This is a genomic window from Curtobacterium sp. MCBA15_007 (genome assembly GCF_001864905.1).
GTDB classification, from domain to species: Bacteria; Actinomycetota; Actinomycetes; order Actinomycetales; family Microbacteriaceae; genus Curtobacterium; species Curtobacterium poinsettiae.
In genome coordinates this window covers 1-22,956 of the sequence record NZ_MJGM01000011.1, presented here as the reverse complement: position 1 = coordinate 22,956, position 22,956 = coordinate 1, and the positions used below count along the sequence as shown (strand labels likewise).

The 22,956-nt window shown below is 71.5% G+C and carries 18 protein-coding genes; 5 read left to right on the top strand and 13 right to left on the bottom strand.

Going from position 1 to position 22,956, the window contains the following annotated elements; translation table 11 throughout:
- Window positions 1–39: 39 nt before the first annotated feature.
- Entirely contained in the window at window positions 40–396 is a 357-nt protein-coding gene (locus tag BIU95_RS06500) for an Rv2175c family DNA-binding protein (protein WP_175470732.1), read from the bottom strand.
- 172 nt (window positions 397–568) lie between these two features.
- Here BIU95_RS06500 and BIU95_RS06495 point away from each other — a divergent pair, with 172 nt between their 5' ends.
- Complete coding sequence (locus BIU95_RS06495) at window positions 569–1,855, top strand: LysM peptidoglycan-binding domain-containing protein (RefSeq protein WP_254783292.1); 1,287 nt, start codon at window positions 569–571, stop codon at window positions 1,853–1,855.
- Window positions 1,856–1,937: 82 nt separating this feature from the next.
- Complete coding sequence (gene pknB / locus BIU95_RS06490; RefSeq protein ID WP_071251055.1) at window positions 1,938–4,013, top strand: Stk1 family PASTA domain-containing Ser/Thr kinase; 2,076 nt, start codon at window positions 1,938–1,940, stop codon at window positions 4,011–4,013.
- A gap of 193 nt (window positions 4,014–4,206) precedes the next feature.
- Here the strand turns inward: pknB and BIU95_RS06485 are convergent, their stop codons facing one another.
- The 3 genes from BIU95_RS06485 to BIU95_RS06475 form a co-directional block, all read right to left on the bottom strand.
- A complete protein-coding gene (locus BIU95_RS06485; RefSeq protein ID WP_042537455.1) occupies window positions 4,207–5,592 on the bottom strand; it encodes a class II 3-deoxy-7-phosphoheptulonate synthase in 1,386 nt (461 codons plus the stop codon).
- Between the two features lie 104 nt (window positions 5,593–5,696).
- Window positions 5,697–6,422, bottom strand: coding sequence for a 1-acyl-sn-glycerol-3-phosphate acyltransferase (locus BIU95_RS06480; RefSeq protein WP_017886609.1), 726 nt, complete (start codon window positions 6,420–6,422; stop codon window positions 5,697–5,699).
- Between the two features lie 105 nt (window positions 6,423–6,527).
- A complete protein-coding gene (locus BIU95_RS06475; protein ID WP_017886608.1) occupies window positions 6,528–7,481 on the bottom strand; it encodes an ROK family glucokinase in 954 nt (317 codons plus the stop codon).
- A gap of 121 nt (window positions 7,482–7,602) precedes the next feature.
- Here BIU95_RS06475 and BIU95_RS06470 point away from each other — a divergent pair, with 121 nt between their 5' ends.
- Window positions 7,603–9,540, top strand: coding sequence for a long-chain fatty acid--CoA ligase (locus tag BIU95_RS06470; protein WP_071251044.1), 1,938 nt, complete (start codon window positions 7,603–7,605; stop codon window positions 9,538–9,540).
- Between the two features lie 194 nt (window positions 9,541–9,734).
- Here BIU95_RS06470 and BIU95_RS19160 read toward each other — a convergent pair whose 3' ends face one another.
- The 3 genes from BIU95_RS19160 to BIU95_RS06460 all read right to left on the bottom strand — a co-directional run bounded on the left by BIU95_RS19160 (window position 9,735) and on the right by BIU95_RS06460 (window position 13,925).
- Window positions 9,735–9,866 (bottom strand): hypothetical protein, encoded by a 132-nt coding sequence (locus BIU95_RS19160; RefSeq protein WP_017886606.1) that lies wholly within the window; start codon window positions 9,864–9,866, stop codon window positions 9,735–9,737.
- Window positions 9,867–10,009: 143 nt separating this feature from the next.
- The gene (locus BIU95_RS06465) at window positions 10,010–10,513 is read right to left on the bottom strand and encodes a peptide deformylase (protein ID WP_017886605.1); all 504 of its coding nucleotides are present in this window, start codon (window positions 10,511–10,513) and stop codon (window positions 10,010–10,012) included.
- A 1-nt stretch (window position 10,514) separates the two neighbouring features.
- Window positions 10,515–13,925: a pyruvate carboxylase gene (locus BIU95_RS06460; RefSeq protein ID WP_071251042.1), complete on the bottom strand. Its 3,411-nt coding sequence runs from the start codon at window positions 13,923–13,925 to the stop codon at window positions 10,515–10,517.
- Between the two features lie 60 nt (window positions 13,926–13,985).
- Here BIU95_RS06460 and BIU95_RS06455 point away from each other — a divergent pair, with 60 nt between their 5' ends.
- Entirely contained in the window at window positions 13,986–14,798 is an 813-nt protein-coding gene (locus BIU95_RS06455; protein ID WP_027465232.1) for a ParA family protein, read from the top strand.
- Between the two features lie 848 nt (window positions 14,799–15,646).
- Here the strand turns inward: BIU95_RS06455 and BIU95_RS06450 are convergent.
- The 5 genes from BIU95_RS06450 to BIU95_RS06430 form a co-directional block, all read right to left on the bottom strand.
- On the bottom strand, window positions 15,647–16,207 hold the full coding sequence (locus BIU95_RS06450; RefSeq protein ID WP_027465231.1) for a MerR family transcriptional regulator: 561 nt from the start codon (window positions 16,205–16,207) through the stop codon (window positions 15,647–15,649).
- 184 nt (window positions 16,208–16,391) lie between these two features.
- Entirely contained in the window at window positions 16,392–17,096 is a 705-nt protein-coding gene (locus BIU95_RS06445; protein WP_017886601.1) for a MerR family transcriptional regulator, read from the bottom strand.
- Entirely contained in the window at window positions 17,096–17,575 is a 480-nt protein-coding gene (locus BIU95_RS06440; protein ID WP_042537353.1) for an FHA domain-containing protein, read from the bottom strand. The genes BIU95_RS06445 and BIU95_RS06440 overlap by 1 nt, the downstream gene beginning before the upstream one ends.
- 181 nt (window positions 17,576–17,756) lie before the next feature.
- Window positions 17,757–18,755, bottom strand: a complete 999-nt coding sequence (locus tag BIU95_RS06435) for an iron chelate uptake ABC transporter family permease subunit (RefSeq protein ID WP_083389272.1) — start codon at window positions 18,753–18,755, stop codon at window positions 17,757–17,759.
- Complete coding sequence (locus BIU95_RS06430) at window positions 18,752–19,786, bottom strand: iron ABC transporter permease (protein WP_017886598.1); 1,035 nt, start codon at window positions 19,784–19,786, stop codon at window positions 18,752–18,754. Before BIU95_RS06430 ends, BIU95_RS06435 begins: the two co-directional genes overlap by 4 nt.
- 159 nt (window positions 19,787–19,945) lie before the next feature.
- On the opposite strand from BIU95_RS06430, the gene BIU95_RS06425 reads away from it, so the two are divergent.
- Window positions 19,946–21,481 carry a S1C family serine protease gene (locus BIU95_RS06425; protein WP_254783290.1) on the top strand — a complete coding sequence of 512 codons (1,536 nt, stop codon included), beginning with the start codon at window positions 19,946–19,948 and terminating at the stop codon, window positions 21,479–21,481.
- A 19-nt stretch (window positions 21,482–21,500) separates the two neighbouring features.
- Here BIU95_RS06425 and BIU95_RS06420 read toward each other — a convergent pair whose 3' ends face one another.
- On the bottom strand, window positions 21,501–22,658 hold the full coding sequence (locus BIU95_RS06420) for a hypothetical protein (protein ID WP_071251031.1): 1,158 nt from the start codon (window positions 22,656–22,658) through the stop codon (window positions 21,501–21,503).
- Between the last annotated feature and the right edge of the window lie 298 nt (window positions 22,659–22,956).

Genomic DNA, 22,956 nt, shown 5'->3' with positions numbered 1-22,956 from the left:
GCCAGCTGGCACCGGGCCTCCTGTCCGACCGGAACGCGTCTAGAGCAGCGACTGGGCGACGCGACGCACCTCGGCCTTGCGACCGGCGCGCAGCGCCGCGATCGGCGTGGTGCCCATCGCGTTGTCGACGGTGAGCATCCAGCGCACCGCCTCGTCGTCGGTGAAGCCGTTGTCGCCGAGCACGATGAGCGTGCCGCGGAGTTCGGGCATCGGCTCGCCGTCCTCGAGGAACTCGACCGGCACCCGCAGCACACCGCCGACACGGGCGGCGAGGAGGGTCTTCTGCTCGAAGAGTCGGTGGATCCGTCCGGGGCTCGTGCTGAACATGTCCACGAGCTCGGGGACGGTCAGCCAGCGTTCGGAGAGGGTCAGGTCGTCGGCGGGTGCGGCACTCACACGCCCATGGTGCCAGAGTGACCGCCCGAGTGAATCCGTAACGTTCGTCACATTCGTCACATCCACCACATCTGACTCTCTGGTTGACTTGGGAATCAGGCCATGCCAGCGTTGTGGCACCTGTGAGTGCGCGCACGCGTGCGCACGCCTCAGTCGAGATCAGGAGAGACCCGTGGACCACGCTGCAGACGAAGTCGCCCGGCGCGCACGATCCGCCCGGTTCGCCACCATGCCCATCGTCCTCGCGGGCACGATCGCCGTGACCGCCGGCCTGACCGGTCCGGTCGCACACGCCGAGCCGCGGCACGACGACGCCGACGCGAACCACAAGCGCCACGTCGACCAGGACCGCGTCCTCACCGACCGCCCGGTGTTCGGCACCGCGGTCGCACGGCCGTCGCAGACCGTCGTCCGGACGGTCGCCGCCACCACGAAGGCCCCCACGACCGCTGTGCCCACGAACTACACCGTCCACCACGGCGACACGGTCTCGGGCATCGCCGCCCGGTTCGGCCTGTCGGCGCAGGAGATCCTCGTGCGCAACGGCCTCGGCTGGAACACGATCATCCACCCGGGCCAGACGCTGCACCTGGCGTCGACCCCCGCCGTGACCACCGCTGCCGTGCGGACGTCCGGGGCCACGAGCGGCTCCGGGTCGAACACCTCGAGCTACCACGTGAAGCAGGGCGACACGGTCTCCGCCATCGCCTCCCGCGTCGGCGTGTCGACCACGGCGCTCCTCCGCGCGAACGACCTGTCACAGCGCAGCGTCATCTACCCGGGGCAGACGCTCCGGGTCCCGCACGGCACGTCCTCGTCGACGTCGGTGTCCACGGCGTCGGCGCCGTCGACCGGGTCGAGCGTCAAGATCAGCGCCGGTGACACGGTCGCCTCGATCGCCGCCGCCCACCACGTCTCCGTCAAGTCGCTCCTGTCGGCGAACGGCCTGTCGTACACGAGCACCATCTACGCCGGCAAGACACTCGTCATCCCGTCGTCGAACGCCACTGCCGCACCGGCGGTCGCCGCCAGCGCAGCGGTCAGCGGTGCCGTGGGCCTGAGCGCCGAGCAGCGACAGAACGCGGCGACCATCGTCGCCGTCGGTCGCTCCCTGGGCGTCCCCGACCGCGGCATCGTCGTCGCCCTCGCCGCCGCGATGCAGGAGTCCAGCCTGCGGAACATCCCACACGGCGACCGCGACTCGGTCGGTCTCTTCCAGCAGCGCCCGAGCCAGGGGTGGGGCCCCGCGGCGACGCTGCAGGACCCGGTGCACGCCACCAAGCTGTTCTTCGGTGGTCGGGACAACCCGAACGCCGGCAAGACGAGTGGGCTGCTCGACGTGCGCGGCTGGTCCTCGATGAGCATCACCGATGCGGCCCAGGCCGTGCAGCTCTCCGCCTACCCGAAGGCCTACGCCGACTGGGCGACGGCCGCCGAGGGCTGGCTGGCGACCCTCTGAGCCTCATCCGGAAGATCGAGATTGGGTCACGACCGGTGCGCCGGTGCGTCCGGCTGCCGTCTCGATTCGTAGAATGCCGCCGATGACCACCAACGCCGCCACGGACCCCATGATCGGTCGCATGATCGATCAGCGGTACCGCGTCCGCTCGCGCATCGCGCGCGGGGGCATGGCGACCGTCTACCTCGCGACCGACGTGCGCCTCGAGCGACGCGTCGCCATCAAGATCATGCACGGGCACCTGGCCGACGACCAGGCCTTCCGTGAGCGCTTCATCCAGGAGGCCCGGTCGGCCGCCCGGCTGTCGCACCCGAACCTGGTGGGCGTCTACGACCAGGGCGCCGAGGGCGAGACCGCCTACATCGTCATGGAGTACATCCCCGGCATCACGCTGCGGGACCTGCTGCAGGAACACCACGCCCTGACGCCCGAGCAGGCGACGGACATCCTGCGCGCCGTGCTGGCGGGCCTGGCGTCCGCGCACCGCGCCGGGATCGTGCACCGCGACCTGAAGCCCGAGAACGTCCTGCTCGCCGACGACGGTCGCATCAAGCTCGGCGACTTCGGCCTGGCCCGGGCCACGACCGCGAACACGGCGACCGGCGCGGCCCTGCTCGGCACGATCGCCTACCTGTCCCCCGAGCTCGTGACCCGCGGCGCCGCCGACTCGCGCAGCGACATCTACGCGCTCGGCATCATGCTCTACGAGATGCTGACCGGCGAGCAGCCCTACAAGGGCGAGCAGCCGATGCAGATCGCGTACCAGCACGCCAACGACTCCGTCCCGGCCCCGAGCGCCGCCGTGTCCGGGGTGCCGCCGGAGCTCGACGAGCTGGTCGCCTGGTCGACCGCGCGCGACCCCGAGGACCGTCCCCGCGACGCCCGCGAGATGCTCGACCACATGTCGGGCAACCAGCAGCGGGCGACCGGTCAGTACCGCACCGCCGTGCTCCGCCCCGAGAACGGGACCGCGATCCTGCCCTCCGGCGGCGGGGGAACGCTCGGCGCCGCAGCGGCCGCCGCCTCGGTCGGAGCCGCAGGTGCCGGTGCTGCCGACGAGACCGCCATCATCGACCGGGCGGGTGACCGCGACACCGGTGACGGCGTTCGGACGCCCGCGCGGGCCCGCACCAACGCCCCGGGGCCCCGTCGCACCGGTGCCCAGCCCGGCGTCCTGTCCCCCGCCGGCCAGCGGCTCGCCGACCAGTCGGCGAAGCGTCGGAAGCGCGGCTGGATCGCCCTGTCCGTGGTCGTCGTGCTCGCGCTGATCGGAGCCGGCTTCGGCTGGTACTTCGGCCCGGGGCCCGGTGGCAACGTGCGCATCCCGGAAGTCGCGGGCAAGTCGGTCTCGCAGGCCCGACAGCTGCTCGAAGCACAGGGCCTGCAGGCGGCGTCGAAGACCGGGACACGGTTCGACGCCGTCGTCGCGAAGGGGCAGGTCTCCACGACCGAGCCGGCTGCGAGGCGCGAGGTGCAGAAGGGCACGGCGGTGCAGATCGTCGTCTCGAACGGCCCCCGGATGATCCCGCTGCCGGCGATCGTCGGGCAGCCGCTCTCCACCGTGACGGCCGCGCTCGACGACGACTTCGAGCTGCAGGACGACCGGTACCAGTTCTCCGCCGACGCGCCGAAGGACACCGTGATCGCGGCGACCGGTCGGGCGTCCGGGGGCAAGGCGCTCGACCTGACGACGGTGAAGGCGTACGGCGAGACCGGTCGGATCACCCTGACGGTGTCGCTCGGCCCCGTGCCCGACGTGGTCGGGAAGACCGTCGACGAGGCCTCCGCCGCACTCGACGACGTCGGGCTCGTCCTCGGCGCCCGGACCGAGGAGTACAGCGAGACCGTCCCGACGGGGCAGATCGTCTCCGCCGGCGTGCAGGAGTCCCCCGCCGTGCGCGGGTCGGCGGTGGACGTCGTCGTGTCGAAGGGCCCGACGCCGATCACCGTGCCGAAGGACGGAGTGGTCGGCAAGACCATCAACGAGGCGACGAAGACCCTCGAGGACCTCGGCCTCAAGGTCTCCGTGCCCGACTGCACGAACATCCTCTGCGGCTTCTACGACTGGAAGTCGACGCTGCCCGTCACCGGCACCGATCCGGGCTCCGGCGCGACCGTGTACCGCGGCGACACGGTCACCCTGTCCTACGACCAGTAGGGCCGGCGCAGGCGCTGCATGGGCGGTGTGTGTCGCCAGAGCGACATTGTCTCGCCCGATCGCGCCGACACCGTCAGGACGGACGGGAGGCCCGTGGCGGCGCCGTCACGGGCCTCCCGTCCGACACGCGAAAGCGACAGAACCCCGCGAACGTGCCGGGAGGTTCTGTCGCTTCGTCGAGATGGTTCCTGCGCTACGAGCGGTCGGGCTGGTGCGCGCCGAGTTCCTCGGCCACCAGGAAGGCGAGCTCGAGGGACTGCATGTGGTTGAGGCGCGGGTCGCAGAGCGACTCGTAGCGGGTGGCGAGGGTGGCCTCGTCGATGTGCTCCGAGCCACCGAGGCACTCGGTGACGTCGTCACCGGTGAGCTCGACGTGCATGCCACCCGGGTACGTGCCGACCTGGCGGTGCGCCTCGAAGAAGCCCAGGACCTCGTCCACGACGTCGTCGAACCGGCGGGTCTTGTAGCCCGTCGGCGTGGTCAGGCCGTTGCCGTGCATCGGGTCGGTGACCCACAGCGGATTGGCGTCCATGCCCTTGATCGCCTCGAGCAACTTGGGCAGCTCGTCGCGGATCTTGCCCGCACCCATCCGCGTGATGAAGGTCAGGCGACCCGGCTCACGGTTCGGGTCGAGCTTGTCGACGAGCGCCTTCATGTCGTCCACGGTCGTCGTCGGGCCGAGCTTCACACCGATCGGGTTGCGCACCCGCGACAGGAAGTCCACGTGGGCACCGTCGATGTCACGCGTGCGCTCACCGATCCAGATGAAGTGGCCGGACGTGTCGTACGCCAGGCCCGAGCGGGAGTCGATGCGGGTCATCGGGCGCTCGTAGTCCATCAGCAGCCCCTCGTGCGAGGCGTAGAACTCGACGTGCTTGAGCGCTTCGAAGTCGGCACCGCAGGCGGCCATGAACCGGATCGCGCGGTCGATCTCCTTGGCGAGGTGCTCGTACCGGGCGTTCGCCGGGTTCGAGGCGAAGCCCTTGTTCCACGAGTGCACCTGCCGCAGGTCGGCGAAGCCCCCTTGCGTGAACGCTCGGACCAGGTTCAGCGTCGACGCAGCGGTGTGGTAGCCCTGCACCAGGCGGCGCGGGTCGGCTTCGCGGCTCTCCGGCGTGAAGTCGTAGCCGTTCACGATGTCGCCGCGGTAGGCGGGCAGCGTGACGTCGCCGCGGGTCTCGAAGTCGCTCGAGCGGGGCTTGGCGAACTGTCCGGCCATCCGGCCCATCTTGATGACGGGCGTCGAGGCGCCGTAGGTCAGCACGACGGCCATCTGCAGGATCGTCTTGACCCGGTCGCGGATGGAGTCGGCGGTGGCACCGGCGAAGGTCTCGGCGCAGTCACCGCCCTGCAGCAGGAAGGCCTTGCCCTGGGCGGCCGCGGCGAGCCGTGCGCGCAGCTCGTCGACCTCGCCCGCGAACACGAGCGGCGGGAGCGTGGCGATCTCGGCCGACGCCGCCTCGGCAGCGGCGGCGTCCGGCCAGGTCGGCTGCTGCTTGATCGGGAGCGTCCGCCAATAGTCGAGCCCCTCGATGACGTCCGGATCCTGCAGGGCGACGAAGTCGGTCGACTCGGGCAAGGGCGTTACCTCGGTGTTCTGTGCGGGCGGCCCGGCGACGCTGACCGGCACGTGGCCGCGCGTCGGCGGTGGGCGTCCTGGCGGGGTGCCGGGACCATCAGAGCCTAACGTGCAGGCGTCGACTTCCGTTCCCGCATGACGGCCTCGCGCGCAGAGCTCGCGCGCTCCTTCACGCTGGTGGCGTAGACGTCGACGTACTCCTGACGGCTCAGCCCGGCGAGCTCGTGCATGACCTCGTCCGTGACGCTGCGCAGGATGAAGCGGTCCGTCTCGAAGCCCTGGAACCGCGAGAAGTCGAGCGGCTTGCCGAACACGACCCCGACGCGCTTGATCTTCGGGAACCGCTGCCCGATCTGCTGCACCTCGCGCGTGCCGACCATGGCCACCGGGACGACGAGCACGCGCCCCTCGAGGATCATCCGGGCGATGCCGGTGCGTCCGCGGTAGAGCTTGCCGTCGGGGCTGCGCGTGCCCTCCGGGTAGATGCCGAGCTGCTCACCGCGCGCCAGGACCTGCAGCCCGGTGCGCAGGGACGCCTCGGACGCCTTGCCACCGGAGCGGTCGATCGGCAGCTGGCCGATGGCGTTGAAGAACGTCTTCGTCGCCCAGCCCTTCAGCCCCCGGCCGGTGAAGTAGTCGCTCTTCGCCAGGAAGGACAGCCGACGATCGAGCACCGCCGGCAGGATCACCGAGTCGATGAACGAGATGTGGTTCGAGGCGAAGATGACCGGGCCCGTGGTGGGGACGTGTTCGCGCCCGACGACCCACGGCCGGAACAGGGTGAGGATGAGCGGTCCGAGCACGAAGTTCTTCAGCAGCCAGTAGGTCATCGACGACTCCAGGTGGTGAGAAGGTCCGGGTGGTGCACGGGTGTTCGCGGTTGCGGTTGCGGTTGCGGTTGGGTTTGCGTTTGCGTTTGCGTTTGCGCGCCGACCCTACGCCGTCCGGGCGTGGATGCGAGCGAGGTCGGCAGCACCGACGACGCCCGCGTCGTTGACGAGTTCGGCGATGACGAAGTCGGGCTCCGGGTGGTACCCGCGGGCCGGCAGGTTGTTGAGGTAGGCCTGCTTGATCGGGTCGAGCAGCCGGTCCCCCGCGCTGGCGACGCCGCCGCCGAACACGAAGAGCTGCGGGTCGAGCACGGCGGAGAGCGACGCGCACGCCTCGCCGAGGTGCCGACCGAGCCGACGGAGTGCCGCGAGGGCACCCGGGTCGTCGGCCAGGATCAGGTCGCCGACGATCTTGCCGTCGAGCTGGCCACCGTTGTCGGCGCGAGCGTCGGCCAGGGCCGAACCGATCCCGCCGGCGTCGGCGACGTCGTTCGCCATGCGCTGCAGGGCGCGGCCGGAGCCGTACTGCTCGATGCAGCCACGGGCGCCGCACCCGCAGGGCAGGCCGTTCGGGACGATGCGCAGGTGCCCGATCTCGCCACCGGTGCCGAAGCCGCCGCGGAACAGCCGGTCCTCGGTCACGATGGCACCGCCGACCCCCGTGCCGATGGTGAGCATCGTCATGTCGGACACGAGCCGACCGGCACCGAACCGGAACTCCGCCCAGCCGGCGGCGTTCGCGTCGTTGTCGACGGTGATGTGCAGATCGCCGAGGCGCTGCTGCAGCTTCTGCCGGAGTGGTTCGTTCCGCCACCGGATGTTGGGCGTGTAGTAGACGATCGACTGCGAAGCGTCGATGAACCCGGGGGCGGCGACCCCCACGGCGCCGACCTGGTGGAGCGAGCTGAGTCGCTCGACCATCGAGACGACGTCGTCGAGCATGGCGTTCGGGTCCGCAGCGTTGGTGGCCACGCGGTCCTCGGCGACGATCTCGCCCAGTTCCGTCACGACCGCACCCGCGATCTTGGTGCCCCCGATGTCGATTCCGATGGCGTGCACGAGCAACGAGCCTACCGGTTCGCCGCGAAGTCGAGGAACGCCCGGAGACGCGCCCTATGCTGGCGGTGTCGCCTCGGTGTTGAGGCGCACTCGAGTCGAACCGGCAGACAAGGGAGTCACCGTGAACGATCAGCGTCCTGCACGCAGCAGCGCCTCCACCGACACGTCGACCGCTGGCAGCGCCGCCACCGGGAGCACACCGTCGGCCGGGGAGCACCCCACCAGCCCCGACGCCGGCCCCGTCGCCCCGGACCACGGCTCGGCAGCGCGGCTCCTCGGCGACCGCGTCCGTCTGACGCCGGAACGTCCGATCCTCGCCCAGCGCCACGGCGACACCTGGACGACCTTCACCGCTGCCGAGACCCTGGCCCGGGTCCGGGGCATCGCGAAGGGCTTCGTCGCCGCCGGGCTCGAACCGGGCGCGCACGTCGCGATCCTGTCGCGCACCCGGCTCGAGTGGACCCTGGTCGACTTCGCCGTGTGGACCGCCGGCCTGGTGTCCGTGCCCGTGTACGAGACGAGCTCCCCCGACCAGGTGCGGTGGATCCTGTCCGACTCCGAGTCGGTCGCCATCGTCGTCGAGCAGGAGGAGCACGCGCGCCGCGTCGCCTCCATCGCACCCGACCTGCCCGCCCTGGGCCAGCACTGGACGATCGACGGCGGCGGCCTCGACGACCTGACCCGGCTCGGCGAGGACGTCACCGACGACGAACTCGACGCCCGGACCGCCCACGTGCACGGCCACGACGACGCCACGATCATCTACACCTCGGGCAGCACCGGCCGGCCGAAGGGGTGCGTCCTGCGGCACGACAACTTCACCGCCACGGTCGAGGGCGCGAGCGAGGCGATGCCCGAGGTGGTCGCCGACGGCGCCTCGACCCTGCTGTTCATCCCGCTCGCCCACGTCTTCGCGCGGTTCATCGCCGCGATGTCGGTCTCCGCGGGTGTCCTCGTCGGCCACGAGCCGGACACCAAGGACCTCATGCGGGCGGTGTCGACCTTCCAGCCGACGTTCCTGCTCGCGGTCCCCCGGGTGTTCGAGAAGATCTACAACTCCGCCGAGCAGAAGGCCGACCTCGGCGGCAAGGGCAGGATCTTCCGCGCTGCCGCCGACACCGCGGTCGCCCATTCCGAAGCCCTCGCCGCCGGCCGGGTGCCGTTCCTGCTCGGCCTGAAGTTCAGGCTGTTCGACCGGCTCGTGTACGCGAAGCTCCGCGATGCCCTGGGCGGCCGGGTCGAGTACGCCATCAGTGGTTCGGCGCCCCTCTCCCCACGGCTCTCGCACTTCTTCCGCTCGATCGGGGTGCTCATCCTCGAGGGCTACGGCCTGACCGAGACCACGGCACCCGCCACGGTCAACCGTGCCCGTGAACTCCGCATCGGCACGGTGGGTCGCGCCCTGCCCGGCATCGAGGTCCGGATCGCCGACGACGGCGAGATCCTGATCCGCGGCGTCGACGTCTTCGACCGGTACTGGCGGAACGACGAGGCGACCGAGCACGCCTTCGCCGACGGCTGGTTCCGCACCGGTGACCTCGGCCGGCTCGACGGCAACGGGATCCTCACGGTCACCGGACGCGCCAAGGAGCTCATCGTCACCGCGAGCGGCAAGAACGTCGCACCGGCACCGCTCGAGGACGGCATCCGCGAGCACCCGCTCATCGGCCAGGTGGTCGTCGTCGGCGAGGGCAAGCCGTTCGTCGCCGCGCTCGTGACGCTCGACCGCGAGATGCTGCCCGGCTGGTGCGAGTCCCGCGGGATCGCCCCGGCGCTGAGCGCACACGAGGCCGCCTACGACGAACGCGTGCTGTCCGCCGTCCAGGAGGCCATCGACACCGCGAACAGCCGCGTCTCCCGCGCCGAGTCGGTCCGGTCGTTCACGATCCTCGACACCGACCTGACCGAGGCGTCCGGGCACCTCACGCCCAAGCTGACGATCAAGCGGTCGGTGATCCTGCAGGACTTCGCCGCCGACGTCGACCACATCTACTCCGGGTCGAAGGTGCAGACGACGGCGACCCCGGTGGTCGAGGGGCGGCGCCGAGGCCGCTCCTAGCGCCGGGCCCGGCCCGGCCCGGCCCGGCGTACCGGGTCGCTTCGGGCGTACCGGGTCGGTTCTTCCGACCAGGGACGCCCGATCCCGCCAGGTGCGCGCGGTTGTGGACGCAACGGTCTGGAGGCCCGGATCGCGTCCGTCGGACGTGATCCGGGCCTCCAGGCGGTCCAGCGGGCGCCGGGGCGCCTGCGGGGTCAGGCCTCCTGCGGCTGCTCCGTCGCGGGGGCGTCGAGGACGGCGGTCGAACCGGTCGTGACGGTGGCCTCGGCCGGTCGACGGTTGGTGCGGGTGCGGTGCGAGCTCAGCTCGTCGTTCTGACTGGTCATGCGGGAGTCCTGGGGGGATCGGATGGGCCGTCGGTGGGAGGCCGACAGCAGCACGGTACCCCCTCGTCAGGACAAAGCGACAATCCCCCGTGGGGGTGTCACACCCGAGTTCACAGCCCGCGAACGCGGGCCTGTGGGACCGCTCAGTGGAACCAGTCCTGCGCGCGGATGTCGCGCAGCGCCTGACGGCGGATCTCGGGGTCGAGCGTCATCACGTAGACCGTGCCGTCGAGGTGGTCGCACTCGTGCTGGAGCGCCTCGGCCATCAGTCCGGTGCCCTCGAGGACGACCTCGGCGCCGTCGACGTCGACACCCCGGACCTTGGCGTACGGGTACCGACGCGTCGGGTAGCCGAGGCCGGGGACGGAGAGGCACCCCTCTTCCATGAGCTCGGGCTCCCCGGAGACCTCGACGACCTCGGGGTTCAGGACGTAGCCGACCTCGCCGTCGACGTTGTACGAGAACGCGCGGAGCCCTACGCCGATCTGCGGCGCGGCCACCCCGGCACGTCCGGGTTCCTTGACGGTGTCGACGAGGTCCTGCACCAGGTCACGGACTCCGGTGCTCCCGAGCAGTTCGGGTCGGATCGGATCGGCCGGCGATCGGAGGACGGGGTCGCCGAACAGGCGGATGGGACGAACGGTCAATTTACTGCAGCACCACCAGGAGGTCGCCGGCGTCCACCTGCTGGGTCACCGGGATCGCGAGTCGGCCGACGGTGCCCGACACGGGCGCCGTGATGGCCGCTTCCATCTTCATCGCCTCGATGCTCGCCACCGGCGTACCGGCCTCGACGACGTCACCGACGGCGACCTTGAGCGTCACCACGCCGGAGAACGGCGCGGCGACGTGCTTCGGGTCGGACGCATCGGCCTTCTCGGCCGCCTTCGTCTCGACCTCGACCGAACGGTCGCGGACGGCGACCGGGCGGAGCTGCCCGTTCATCGTCGCCATGACCGTGCGGATGCCCTTGGCGTCCACCTCGCCGATCGCCTCGAGCCCGACGAACAGGTCGACGCCCTTGCCGAGCGGGACGCTGTGCTCCTGCCCCGGGCGCAGCCCGTACAGGTAGTCGACGGTCGGCACGACGGACAGGTCGCCGTACTGCTCCCGCACACGCTGGAACTGCTGCGTCGGCTGCGGGAAGAGCAGGCGGTTGAGTGCCTGCTGCCGCTCGGGTCCGGGGGTCTCGAGGTGCGCACGCTCGTCCGCGGGCACCGGGGTGATCTCGAGTCGGACGTCACGCCCGGCCAGGACCTTCGAGCGGAACGGCTCCGGCCAGCCGCCGGGCAGGTCGCCCAGTTCGCCGGCCATGAACCCGACCACGGAGTCCGGGATGTCGTACTTGTCGGGGTTCTGCTCGAAGTCGACCGGGTCGGCACCGACGGCGGCGAGCTGCAGCGCGAGGTCGCCGACGACCTTCGACGACGGCGTGACCTTGGTAGGGCGCCCGAGGATCCGGTTCGCCTCGGCGTACCAGTCCTCGACCTGCTCGAACCGGTCGCCGAGCCCGAGGGCGATCGCCTGCTGCCGGAGGTTCGACAGCTGACCGCCGGGGATCTCGTGCTTGTAGACACGCCCGGTCGGACCGGCGAGCCCGGACTCGAACGGGGCGTACACGCGACGGACCGACTCCCAGTAGGGCTCGAGGTCACCGACGGCGTCGAGGGACAGACCGGTGTCGCGCTCGGTGTGCGCCAGGGCGGCGACCAGGGCGGACATGCTCGGCTGGCTGGTCGTGCCGGCCATGGGTGCTGCGGCCACGTCGACGGCGTCCGCCCCGGCGCGCGAGGCGGCGAGCAGGGTCGCGAGCTGGCCGCCGGCGGTGTCGTGGGTGTGCACGTGCACGGGCTGGTCGAAGCGCTCGCGCAGCGCGGTGACGAGCTTCTCGGCCGCACCGGCACGCAGGAGACCGGCCATGTCCTTGATGCCGATGACGTGCGCGCCGGCCTCGACCATCTGCTCCGCCAGGCGGAGGTAGTAGTCGAGCGTGTAGAGGTCCTCGGCGGGGTCGAGGAGGTCGGCGGTGTAGCAGAGCGCCGCCTCGGCGACCGCCGTGCCGGTCGCGAGCACCGCCTCCAGCGCCGGACGCAGCTGGCTGACGTCGTTCAGCGCGTCGAACACGCGGAAGACGTCGACGCCGGACCGAGCGGCCTCGTCGACGAAGGCGTCCGTGACCTCGGTCGGGTAGGGCGTGTACCCGACCGTGTTGCGGCCACGGAGCAGCATCTGGATCGGGATGTTCGGCATCGCTTCGCGCAGCGAGGACAGGCGCTCCCAGGGGTCTTCCCCGAGGAACCGGAGGGCGACGTCGTACGTCGCACCTCCCCAGGCCTCGACGCTGAGCAGCTGCGGGGTGAGCCGCGCGACGTGCGGTGCGACGGCGACGAGGTCCTTCGTGCGGACCCGTGTGGCCAGGAGCGACTGGTGGGCGTCCCGCATCGTCGTCTCGGTGACCGCGAGGGCCGTCTGGGCGCGGAGGGCCCTCGACCACTCGGCCGGACCCATCGCCAGCAGGCGGTCGCGCTGTCCCTCGGGCACGGGCGTCGTCAGGTCGGTGGCCGGGAGCTTGTCGGCCGGGTCGGTGACGAGCGGCGACCGCTCACCGTTCGGCTTGTTGACCGTGACGTCGGCGAGCCAGGTGAGCACCTTCGTGCCGCGGTCCTTCGAGACGTGGCCGCCGAAGAGCTGGGGGCGTTCCTCGATGAACTTCGTCGAGACGTCGCCGCGGGCGAAGTCCGGGTCCTCGAGCACGGCCTGCAGGAACGGGATGTTCGTGCTGACGCCGCGGATGCGGAACTCGGCGAGGGCGCGCTTCGCCCGGGACACCGCCGCCGGGAAGTCCCGGCCGCGGCACGTCATCTTCGCGAGCATCGAGTCGAAGTGCGGGCTGATCTGCGCGCCGGTGGCGACCGTGCCGCCGTCGAGCCGGACGCCCGCGCCGCCGGGGCTGCGGTAGGTGCTGATCCGGCCGGTGTCCGGACGGAAGCCCTGCGTCGGGTCCTCGGTCGTGATGCGGGTCTGCAGCGCCGCGCCGTGCACGTGGACGGCGTCCTGCGACAGGCCGAGGTCGGCGAGGGTCTCCCCCGCCGCGATGCGCATCTGCGACTGCACCAGGTCGACGTCGGTGACCTCTTCGGTGACCGTGTGCTCGACCTGGATGCGCGGGTTCATCTCGATGAAGACGTGCTGGCCGACGCGTTCGCCCTCGGTGTCGAGGAGGAACTCCACGGTGCCGGCGTTGACGTAGCCGATCGAGCGGGCGAAGGCCACGGCGTCGCGGTGCAGTGCCTGCGCGATCGCGGGGTCGAGGTTCGGCGCCGGCGCGATCTCGACGACCTTCTGGTTGCGCCGCTGCACCGAGCAGTCCCGCTCGAACAGGTGGATCGTGCCGGCGTCGGTGCCGGTCGCGTCGGCGAGGATCTGCACCTCGATGTGGCGCGGACGGATGACGGCCTGCTCGAGGAACATCGTCGGGTCGCCGAACGCACTGTCGGCCTCGCGCATCGCGGCTTCGAGGGCGTCGCGCAGCTCGGGCTTCGTCTCCACCCGGCGCATGCCACGGCCACCACCGCCGGCGACGGCCTTGGCGAACACCGGGAACCCGATCGCGTCCGCGCCGGCGATGAGCTCGTCGATGTCGCGGCTCGCCGGGGTGCTCGCGAGGACCGGGACGCCGGCTGCGATCGCGTGCTCCTTCGCGGTGACCTTGTTGCCGGCCATCTCGAGCACGTGCTCGCCCGGACCGATGAAGGTGATGCCGTTCGCGGCTGCTGCCGCGGCGAGCTCCGGGTTCTCGGACAGGAACCCGTACCCCGGGTAGATCGCGTCGGCCCCCGACTCGCGGGCGACGCGGATGATCTCGGAGACGTCCAGGTACGCCCGGACGGGGTGGCCCCGCTCCCCGATCAGGTAGGCCTCGTCGGCCTTCAGACGGTGCAGGGAGTTCCGGTCTTCGTACGGGTAGACGGCGACCGTTCGGGCCCCCAACTCGTAGGCGGCACGGAACGCGCGGATGGCGATCTCGCCACGGTTCGCAACGAGGATCTTCGTGAACACGACGTCCCTTTCAGCCCGGGTTGAGGTGAGACAACCCTAGTGGCGGTAACGTTGCTCAACGTGCATGTACTCAGCGTGAGCTCCCTCAAGGGTGGTGTCGGCAAGACGACGGTGACGCTCGGCCTGACCTCGGCCGCGTTCGCCAAGGGACTGCGCACGCTGGTGGTGGATCTGGACCCGCAGTCCGACGTCTCGACGGGCCTCGACATCAACCTCGCCGGCCACCTCAACGTGGCCGACGTCCTCGAGAACCCGAAGGAGAAGATCGTCCGTCAGGCGATCGCCCCCTCGGGCTGGACGAAGGGGTCGCAGGGCAAGATCGACGTCATGGTCGGGTCGCCCTCCGCCATCAACTTCGACGGGCCGCACCCGTCCATCCGCGACATCTGGAAGCTCGAAGAGGCCCTGGCCAACGTCGAGCAGGACTACGAGCTCGTCCTCATCGACTGCGCGCCGTCGCTGAACGCCCTGACCCGCACCGCGTGGGCCGCGTCCGACCGCGTCACCGTCGTCACCGAGCCCGGCCTGTTCTCCGTCGCCGCCGCCGACCGTGCGCTGCGCGCCATCGAGGAGATCCGCCGCGGACTCTCCCCCCGCCTGCAGCCCCTCGGCATCATCGTGAACCGTGCCCGCGTGCAGTCGCTCGAGCACCAGTTCCGCATCAAGGAACTCCGCGACATGTTCGGTCCGCTCGTGCTCTCCCCGCAGCTGCCGGAGCGCACGTCGCTGCAGCAGGCGCAGGGTGCGGCGAAGCCGCTGCACGTCTGGCCCGGCGAGTCCGCGCAGGAGATGGCGAAGAACTTCGACCAGCTGCTCGAGCGCATCATGCGCACGGGCAAGATCGGTCCGTACGCCGAGGGCGGCGCCGCCTAGGTCGGAGTCGGCACGCCGACGGGTCACAACACCCCGCTCACGTCCGCCGACTGGTCACCAAGGGGCGGCTCGGGCGCGCGCAGCCGACAGTTCGTGACCACTCGGCGATCCCACGCGACGGTTCGTGAGCTCCCTCGAAGGGCCTGGAGGCACGCCCCCGCCCCAGCGGACACACCCGGCCCCAGCGCACCGACGGGTCACAACACCCCGCTCACGTCCGCCGACTGGTCACCAACGGTCGGCTCGGGCGCGCGCAGCCGACAGTTCGTGACCACTCGGCGACCCGCACACGACGGTTCGTGACCACGCCGCGACGGCCTGGAGGCGCGACCCGCCCGGGCAGACACGCCCGGCCCCGGCACGCCCAGGGGTCACAACACCCCGCTCACGTCCGCCGACTGGTCACCAACGGTCGGCTCGGGCGCGCGCAGCCGACAGTTCGTGACCAGTCGGCGACCCGCACACGACGGTTCGTGACCACGCCGCGACGGCCTGGAGGCGCGACCCGCCCGGGCAGACACGCCCGGCCCCGGCACGCCCAGCGGTCACGACACCCCGCTCACGTCCGCCGAGCGGTCACCAACCGTCGGCCGAAGACCGCGCCGACGACAGTTCGTGACCGCTCGGCGCCGCGCACACGACGGTTCGTGACCACGCCACAACGGCCTGGAGGCACGCCCCGCCCCAGCGGACACGCCCGGCCCCGGCACGCCCAGGGGTCACACCACCCCGCTCACGTCCGCCGACTGGTCACCAACCGTCGGCCGGCAGCGTCGCAGCCGACAGGTCGTGACCACACGGCGACCCGCACACGACGGTTCGCGACCACAGGGCCGGAACGCGGATGGTCAGGAAGCGCGAGAAGCGCGACGAGCGGCGAGCTCGTCGGAGGGGTCGGCCGCAGCGGTGGCGTCGAGCTCGACCAGGGAGCTCTCGACCTCGCGCAGGACCTTGCCGACCGCGATGCCGAAGACGCCCTGGCCGCGGGACACGAGGTCGATGACCTCGTCGTCGGAGGTACACAGGTACACCGAGGCACCGTCGGACATCAGCGTGGTCTGCGCCAGGTCGGAGACGCCGGACTCACGGAGCTGGTTGACGGCGGTGCGGATCTGCTGCAACGAGATACCGGTGTCGAGCAGGCGCTTCACGAGCTTGAGCACCAGGATGTCGCGGAACCCGTACAGGCGCTGCGAACCGGAGCCAGCGGCGCCGCGGATCGTCGGCTGCACGAGCTCGGTGCGGGCCCAGTAGTCGAGCTGTCGGTACGAGATGCCGGCTGCCCGTGCGGCGACGGTGCCGCGGTAGCCGTTCTGCTCGTCGTGCTCGGGCAGACCATCGGTGAAGAGCAGCCCGAGGTCGTACCGGGTCACATCAGACTCGGTGCCAGGGGTGTCGTTCCCACTCATGAGCTTGCCTTCCACGACGATCGAGCTCCCACCCGAAGCTTCAACGACGGGTTGAGAGTTGTTCCGAGGTCCACGGTAGCGACTCCGACCGCTCCCGCGCGGGACATCCGACCCGGCGCGTCCGGCGTGTCGAGGATACGCCCCGACCACTGACACACAAGCCCTGTCGGAGCACCGGACGGCGTCATGCGTCGAGACGACCGATGGCCTGGCGGATGAGGTTCGACCGGATGATCTCGAGGTGTCCCGCTATCTCGCGGGCGAGCTCGGTGGCCTTCGCGCGCGAGGTGGCGTCGCCCCGGCGGGAGACCGGCATGAGGGCGGACTCGATGAGACCGACCTCACGCTCCGCGGTACTGCGGAGCGTGCGCAGGTGCCGCGGCTCGATGCCGGTGCGCTGCAGTTCGACCAGGGCCTTCAACACGGAGACGCCGTCGTCGCCGTAGGTGTCGGTGGGCGGCAGGAGCGAGGCCGAGACCGCGTCGGCCAACAGCATCGGCGAGGCACCGGCCGCGCGGACGGTCTCGTCGCGGGTGTACCGACGTTCACGACCGAGGATCGATGGCTTCGGCGCGTCTCCGCCCCCGGGCAGGACCGGTTCGCGCCCGGCGTCGAGGTCGGCGAGGTACTCCTTGATGACCTTGAGCGGCAGGTAGTGGTCGCGCTGCAGTCCGAGGATCACCCGGAGACGCTCGAGGTCGGCGGCGGAGAACTTGCGGTACCCGCTGGCCGTGCGGATCGGGGTGACGAGCTCTCGCTCTTCGAGGAACCGCAGCTTGGAGCTCGACAGGTCCGGGAACTCGGGCTTGAGGCGAGCGAGGACCTGCCCGATCGTGAGCAGGTCCGGTGCCGCGGACCCCGCCCGGGCCGCAGCGGACCGTGCGGCCACTACGCGTTCGCCAGGCGCGCCAGGTCGACCCGAGATGCGTAGAACGTCAGGCGGAACTTGCCGACCTGGACTTCGGCCCCGTCGGTGAGCAGCGCTTCGTCGATGCGGACACCGTCGAAGTACGTACCGTTCAGGGAACCGTTGTCCTTGACGCTGAAGCTCGTGCCGTGGCGCAGGAACTGCGCGTGCTTGCGCGACACGGTGACGTCGTCGAGGAAGATGCCGGCGTCGGGGTGGCGGCCGGCCGTCGTGACGTCGGAGTCGAGGAGGAACCGCGCACCCACGTTGGGGCCACGACGGACCACGAGCAACGCCGACCCGGAGGGCAGGGCGTTGACGGCTTCACGTTCTTCGGTCGAGACACCGGACTCGGCGGTGAGCGCCGCTCCCATGTCCATGCTGAAGGTCAGCGTGGTGTCGACCAGCCGCTGTTCCGGGGACTTCTGACCGCCCGGCTGCGGGACCACTGGATCTGGCATCGGTGGACCTCCTCCTCTTGGCCTACCAGCGTATCGGAAACGAAGCCCCGAGCGGCAGCCCCGATCTGGGACTGTGGAGAGTCTTCCGCGATGCGCGAACGCACGACCGGCGTCAGCGAACCAGCATGACCCACGTCAACGAACCAGCTCGACCAGCGTCAACGAACCAGCACGACCCGCGTCAACGCCCCCGCGCGAGCAACCAGAGCAGGTACGGCGCGCCCACGACACCCGTCACGACCCCCACCGGCAGCGCGTTGCCGGGGATCGCGAACTGGGCGAGCAGGTCGCTGCCGAGCGTGATCGCGGCGCCGACGGCTGCCGCCGGCGCGAGGGCGACCCGACCGCCGCCGACCAGGCGTCGAGCGATCGGGGCTGCCATCAGCGCCACGAACGACACCGGACCCGCGGTGGCGACGGCTGCGGCGGTCAGGCACACGGCGGTGAGGAGCAGGAGCACCTTCGCGCGGTCCGGTCGGAGCCCCAGGGCGGCGGCGACCTCGTCCCCGAGGCTCAGCACCTGCAGCCGAGCGGACTGCAGCAGTGCGAGCACGCCGAGCACGACGAACGCGACACCGAGCACCCCGACCAGGTCACGGTCGACGGCGTTCAGGCTGCCGGAGAGCCACAGCAGTGCGGTTCCGGCCTGGGTGACGGTGCCGCTCGTGAGCATCCACCCGGTGATGCTCAGGCAGATCGCCGCGACACCGATGCCGACGAGGACGACCCGGTTCCCGGTGATCCCCCTCCGCCAAGCGAGCCCGGCAATGGCGATCGCGACCACCACGGCGCCGACGAGCACGACCGAGAACAGCGTGCCGCCGCTCGCGCCGAACAGCACGATGGCGGTGAGCCCGGCGGCGCTGGCCCCGGAGGTGATCCCGATGACGTCGGGACTCGCGATGGGGTTCCGCACGACGCTCTGCACGATCGCGCCGGCGGCACCGAGGCTGGCGCCGACGAGGACCGCGCCGAGCACCCTGGGGCCGCGGAGCTGCCCGATCACGAAGTCCGAGATGCGGTCCCCCTGGCCGAACAGGCTGGCCAGCACCTGACCGGGCGTGAGCGGGATCGACCCCGCGCCGAGGCCGATCAGGACGAGGACCGAGATGACCACCACCACGGCGACGAGCACCGCGACCTCACGGCGCAGCCCGACGGAACGGAACAGCGACTTCACAGTCCCCGCACCGCCCTCGACCGCACGAGCGCGATGAACACCGGCGCCCCGATGAGTGCCGTGACGATGCCGACCTGCAGCTCCCCCGGGTACGCGACGACGCGGCCGATGACGTCCGCCACGAGCAGGAGTGCGGGGGCGACGATCGCCGACAGCAGGATGGTCCACCGGTGGTCCGGGCCGCTCAGGCGACGGACCGCGTGCGGCACGGCGAGGCCGACGAACGCGATCGGCCCGGCGGCGGCCACCGCGGACCCGGCCAGCAGGACGGCGACCAGACCACCCACGGCACGGACGAGCACGACCCGCTGCCCGAGCGACGCAGCGAGCTCGTCCCCGAGCGCCAGGGTGTTGAGCGACCGACCGAGGCCGAACGCGATCACCAGCCCGACGAGCACCGGTGCCGTGATGACCCCAGCCGTGCCGAGGTCCTTGCCGGCGAGGGCTCCGACCTGCCAGAACCGCAGCTGGTCGAGCAGGCTCTGGTCGGTCACGAGCACCGCGGTGGTGACCGACGACAGGGCAGCGGCGACGACCGCTCCGGCGAGGGCGAGCCCGACGGGAGAGAGCCCGCGCCGGGCGACGGCCGCGATCCCGTAGACGAGCAGGGCCGCGAAGGCGGCCCCGACGAACGCGAAGGGCAGGTACGCGGCCGTCCCGCTGACGCCGAAGAGCGCGATCCCGGCGACGACGGCCAGGGTGGCGCCGGAGTTGATGCCGAGGACGCTGGGGTCGGCGAGCGGGTTCCGGGTCACGCCCTGCATGACCGCCCCGGCCACGCCGAGTGCTGCTCCGGCGAGCAGACCGACGACGGTGCGCGGCACGCGGTTGCCGAGGACGATCAGCCCGATCTCGTCGTTCCTGCCGGGGTGCAGCACCGTGTCGAGGACGGTCCCGAGCGGGATCGGCCGTGAGCCGTACGCGATCGACAGGGCACACGCCACGGCGAGGACGACGACCGCCAGCACGGTCGCACCGACGAGTCGGGGGACGGAGCTGGGAGCCGGGGGCGGGGACGTCGACGGAGGCATGGAGGTAAGGCCACCCTAACGCCGGAGCCCTGTTCGGCGTCCCCCGAGCAAGCCCGGAGCGTGCGCAGGGTTCGTTCATAGGCTCGTCATGGGGAAGCCCTCTGTACTGGTCTCCATCGACGCCCGACCGGGCCGTCGAGGGACGACCGGAGAGCACCGATGAACGAGACCCCGAACCCCGCCGCCGCCGACCACGACGAGAACGGCACCCCCGCCGCGCAGCAGCAGGCTCCCGGGATGTACTGGGAGGCACCGCACGCCGACCCGGCTTCCCTGCGCCCGGCGTACGCGTTCGACGGATCCGGCCCGTACCTGTACGGCCCGGACGGCACCGGCCCCTACGCCTACACGCCCGACGGCCGCGGCCCCTACCTGATCGGCAGCCCCGCCCTCGCCGGCGCGAACCACGCCTGGGCCTCCTCGGCGGCGACCGCGAACCACTACGGTGCCGCGACCCACTCCGGCGCCGCGAACCACCCCGGTCTGACGAAGCGCCCCCGCCGGCTCGGGCTGATGATCGGCTCCGGCATCGCTGCCCTCGCGATCGTCGGCGCTGCGGGCGGCACCGCACTCGGACTGTCCTCGCAGGGCACCACCACCACGTCGAGCCAGTCGCAGGGCACCACCACGCTGCCCGGCACCGGCACCGGCACCGGTACCGGCAGCAGCAGCGACGGCACGAACGGCTTCACGGTGCCCGGCGACGGCAGCGGCAGCGGCAGCGGCAGCGGCACCGACGGCAGCAGCGACGGCAGTGGGACGAGCACGCAGTCCCCCGCCACTGCGGCGACGGCCGCCGACAAGAAGGGCGTCGTGACCATCAACACCGTCCTGAACTACGACGAGTCGTCACAGGCGGCCGGCACCGGCATGGTCCTGACCTCCGACGGCACGATCCTGACGAACAACCACGTGATCCAGGGCGCGACGAGCATCACCGTCACCGACGAGACCACCGGCAAGCAGTACAAGGCCGACGTGGTCGGGGCCGACGCCACGAACGACGTCGCCGTGCTGAAGCTCGAGAACGCCTCCGGGCTGTCCACGGTCACGCTCGACGACGACGGCGAGCCGAGCACCGGTGACACCGTGAAGGACGTCGGCAACGCCGAGGGCACCGGCAACCTCGTCTCCGCCGAGGGCACGGTCACGGCGACCGACCAGGACATCCAGGTGCAGAGCGAGTCCGGCACCGGCACCGAGTCGCTGAGCGGCCTGCTCGAGATCTCGGCGGACATCGTCTCCGGTGACTCCGGCGGGCCGGTCCTGGACAGCGAGGGCGAGGTCGTCGGCATGGCCACGGCGGCGTCCTCGGGCACGGCCGACGTCACCGGCTACGCCATCCCGATCAGCACCGCGAAGACGATCGCCCAGAAGATCCTCGCCGGGGAGTCGTCGAGCACGATCACCATCGGGCTGCCCGCGTTCCTCGGCGTCGAGGTCAGCAACACCGCCACCACCACGGGCGGCGTCGCGGTCGCCGGCACGGTCGAGGGCTCCGGTGCCGCCAGCGCCGGCCTCGGTGCGGGTGACACGATCACGAGCGTCGACGGCACCGCGGTCACGAGCTCGGACCAGCTGACCAAGGTCGTGCAGTCGCACTCGGTGGGCGACAAGGTCAGCGTCCGGTACACCGACAGCGCCGGCACCGCGAAGACGGTCACGATCACCCTGACCGCCGGCCCCGCCGCGTAGCGGCAGAACCCGGGCGCGCTCAGCCCAGCAGCGCCCGCACCACCGACCGGTACACGTTCGCCGGGGAGTCCGTCCGGAAGGCGGTCTCCCCGGCCTTCGTCGTCCCCACGCGCGCGAACCCGTGTCCCTCGGCCCGCACGATCGTGACCGGTTTCGGCTTGCCCGGTCGACGCAGGTGCGAGACCGTCCACGGCGCAGCCCAGAACCGCGCGAGGCGCGGGTCGGCCTCGGCCAGGGCCTCCGGCAGGTCCGGCACGTCCGGACCGCCGGCCAGCTTGCGGCCGAGCAGATGCCCTGGGAGCGACCCCGTGCGGAACGGGAAGGTCCACGTCGGACCGATGCCGAGCCTCCCGGCCAGCAGCGCGACGGCCCGGTCCGGCGTGACGGAGGCGACCACGGCGCCCGCCGCGTCGGTCCCGTCGACGACGGTCTGCGACCAGGCCTGGAGGCGCGACTCGCCCCCGTCGGGCAGGTGCTGTTCCAGCGTGACCGGCTGGGCATCGCCCTGCCAGGGCTCGAGGAGGGTCTGGGTCGACTCCGGCAGGGTGCCGAGCCGGCCGACGAGGCCCGCCTCGATGAGTTCGCGGCCCGCGGCGGTGCGGAGGAGCGTCGGGTTCCACCGGCGTCCGGCGAGGCTCCGCAGGGTGCCGATCGCGTTCGCGCTGAGCCGGGGGCCGTCGAGCGACGGTGCCGGGGCGGGGGCCGGCAGGTGTTCGAGGTCACGCTCGGGGCGGACCGGGACCGTCTCGGTGGCGCGGACGCTCTCGAGGACTGCGAGCACCAGGTCGTCGGTCTCGAGCAGCCGGGCGAGCGGGCGTTCGATCGTCAGGTCGACGCGGTGCCGACCGGTGACGAAGAGCAGGTGGGTGCCGGCGACGTCGCCGTGTTCGTCGGGCCGGACGTACTCCACGAGCCGAGCCGGGGCACCTGCGGCCGTCCAGGGGTCGCAGCCGACGAGCAGCAGCCCCTCGACGGAGCCGGGCAGCCGTGCGAGCAGACCGGTGTTCTCGTCGCCGATCGCGCGGTCGCTGGGACGGGATCGGACGGTGAGGACGACGTCGTCGCCGGTGACGCGCAGGTCCGCCTGGGCTGCGTCCTCGCGGCGCCAGGAGTCCGGGCGGCGGAGGGTGAGGCGGGCGGTGCGGTCCTCGGTGCCGAGCGGGACGGGGACTGCCATGGGATGAGCGTATGTCGGGAGCGGGGCGTGGGGGCCTGCGGCTCGCCGGGGTGGGCGGGGTGCGTCGGGTTCGCACGGAGGTGCTGGTTCGCACGGTGCGAGGTTCGTCAGCTGGTGCGAGGCTGGTGGCTCCGTGCGGCACCACAACCCCGCACCGAGCCCCCGACGGCGCACCCGCGGACGACGTCCGCACCGTGCAACCCCGGCTCCGCGAATCCAGCACGGTGCCGGCCGCGCCACACCGTGCGGAGCTGGTGGCTCCGTGCGGCACCACAACCCCGCACCGAGCCTCCGGCCA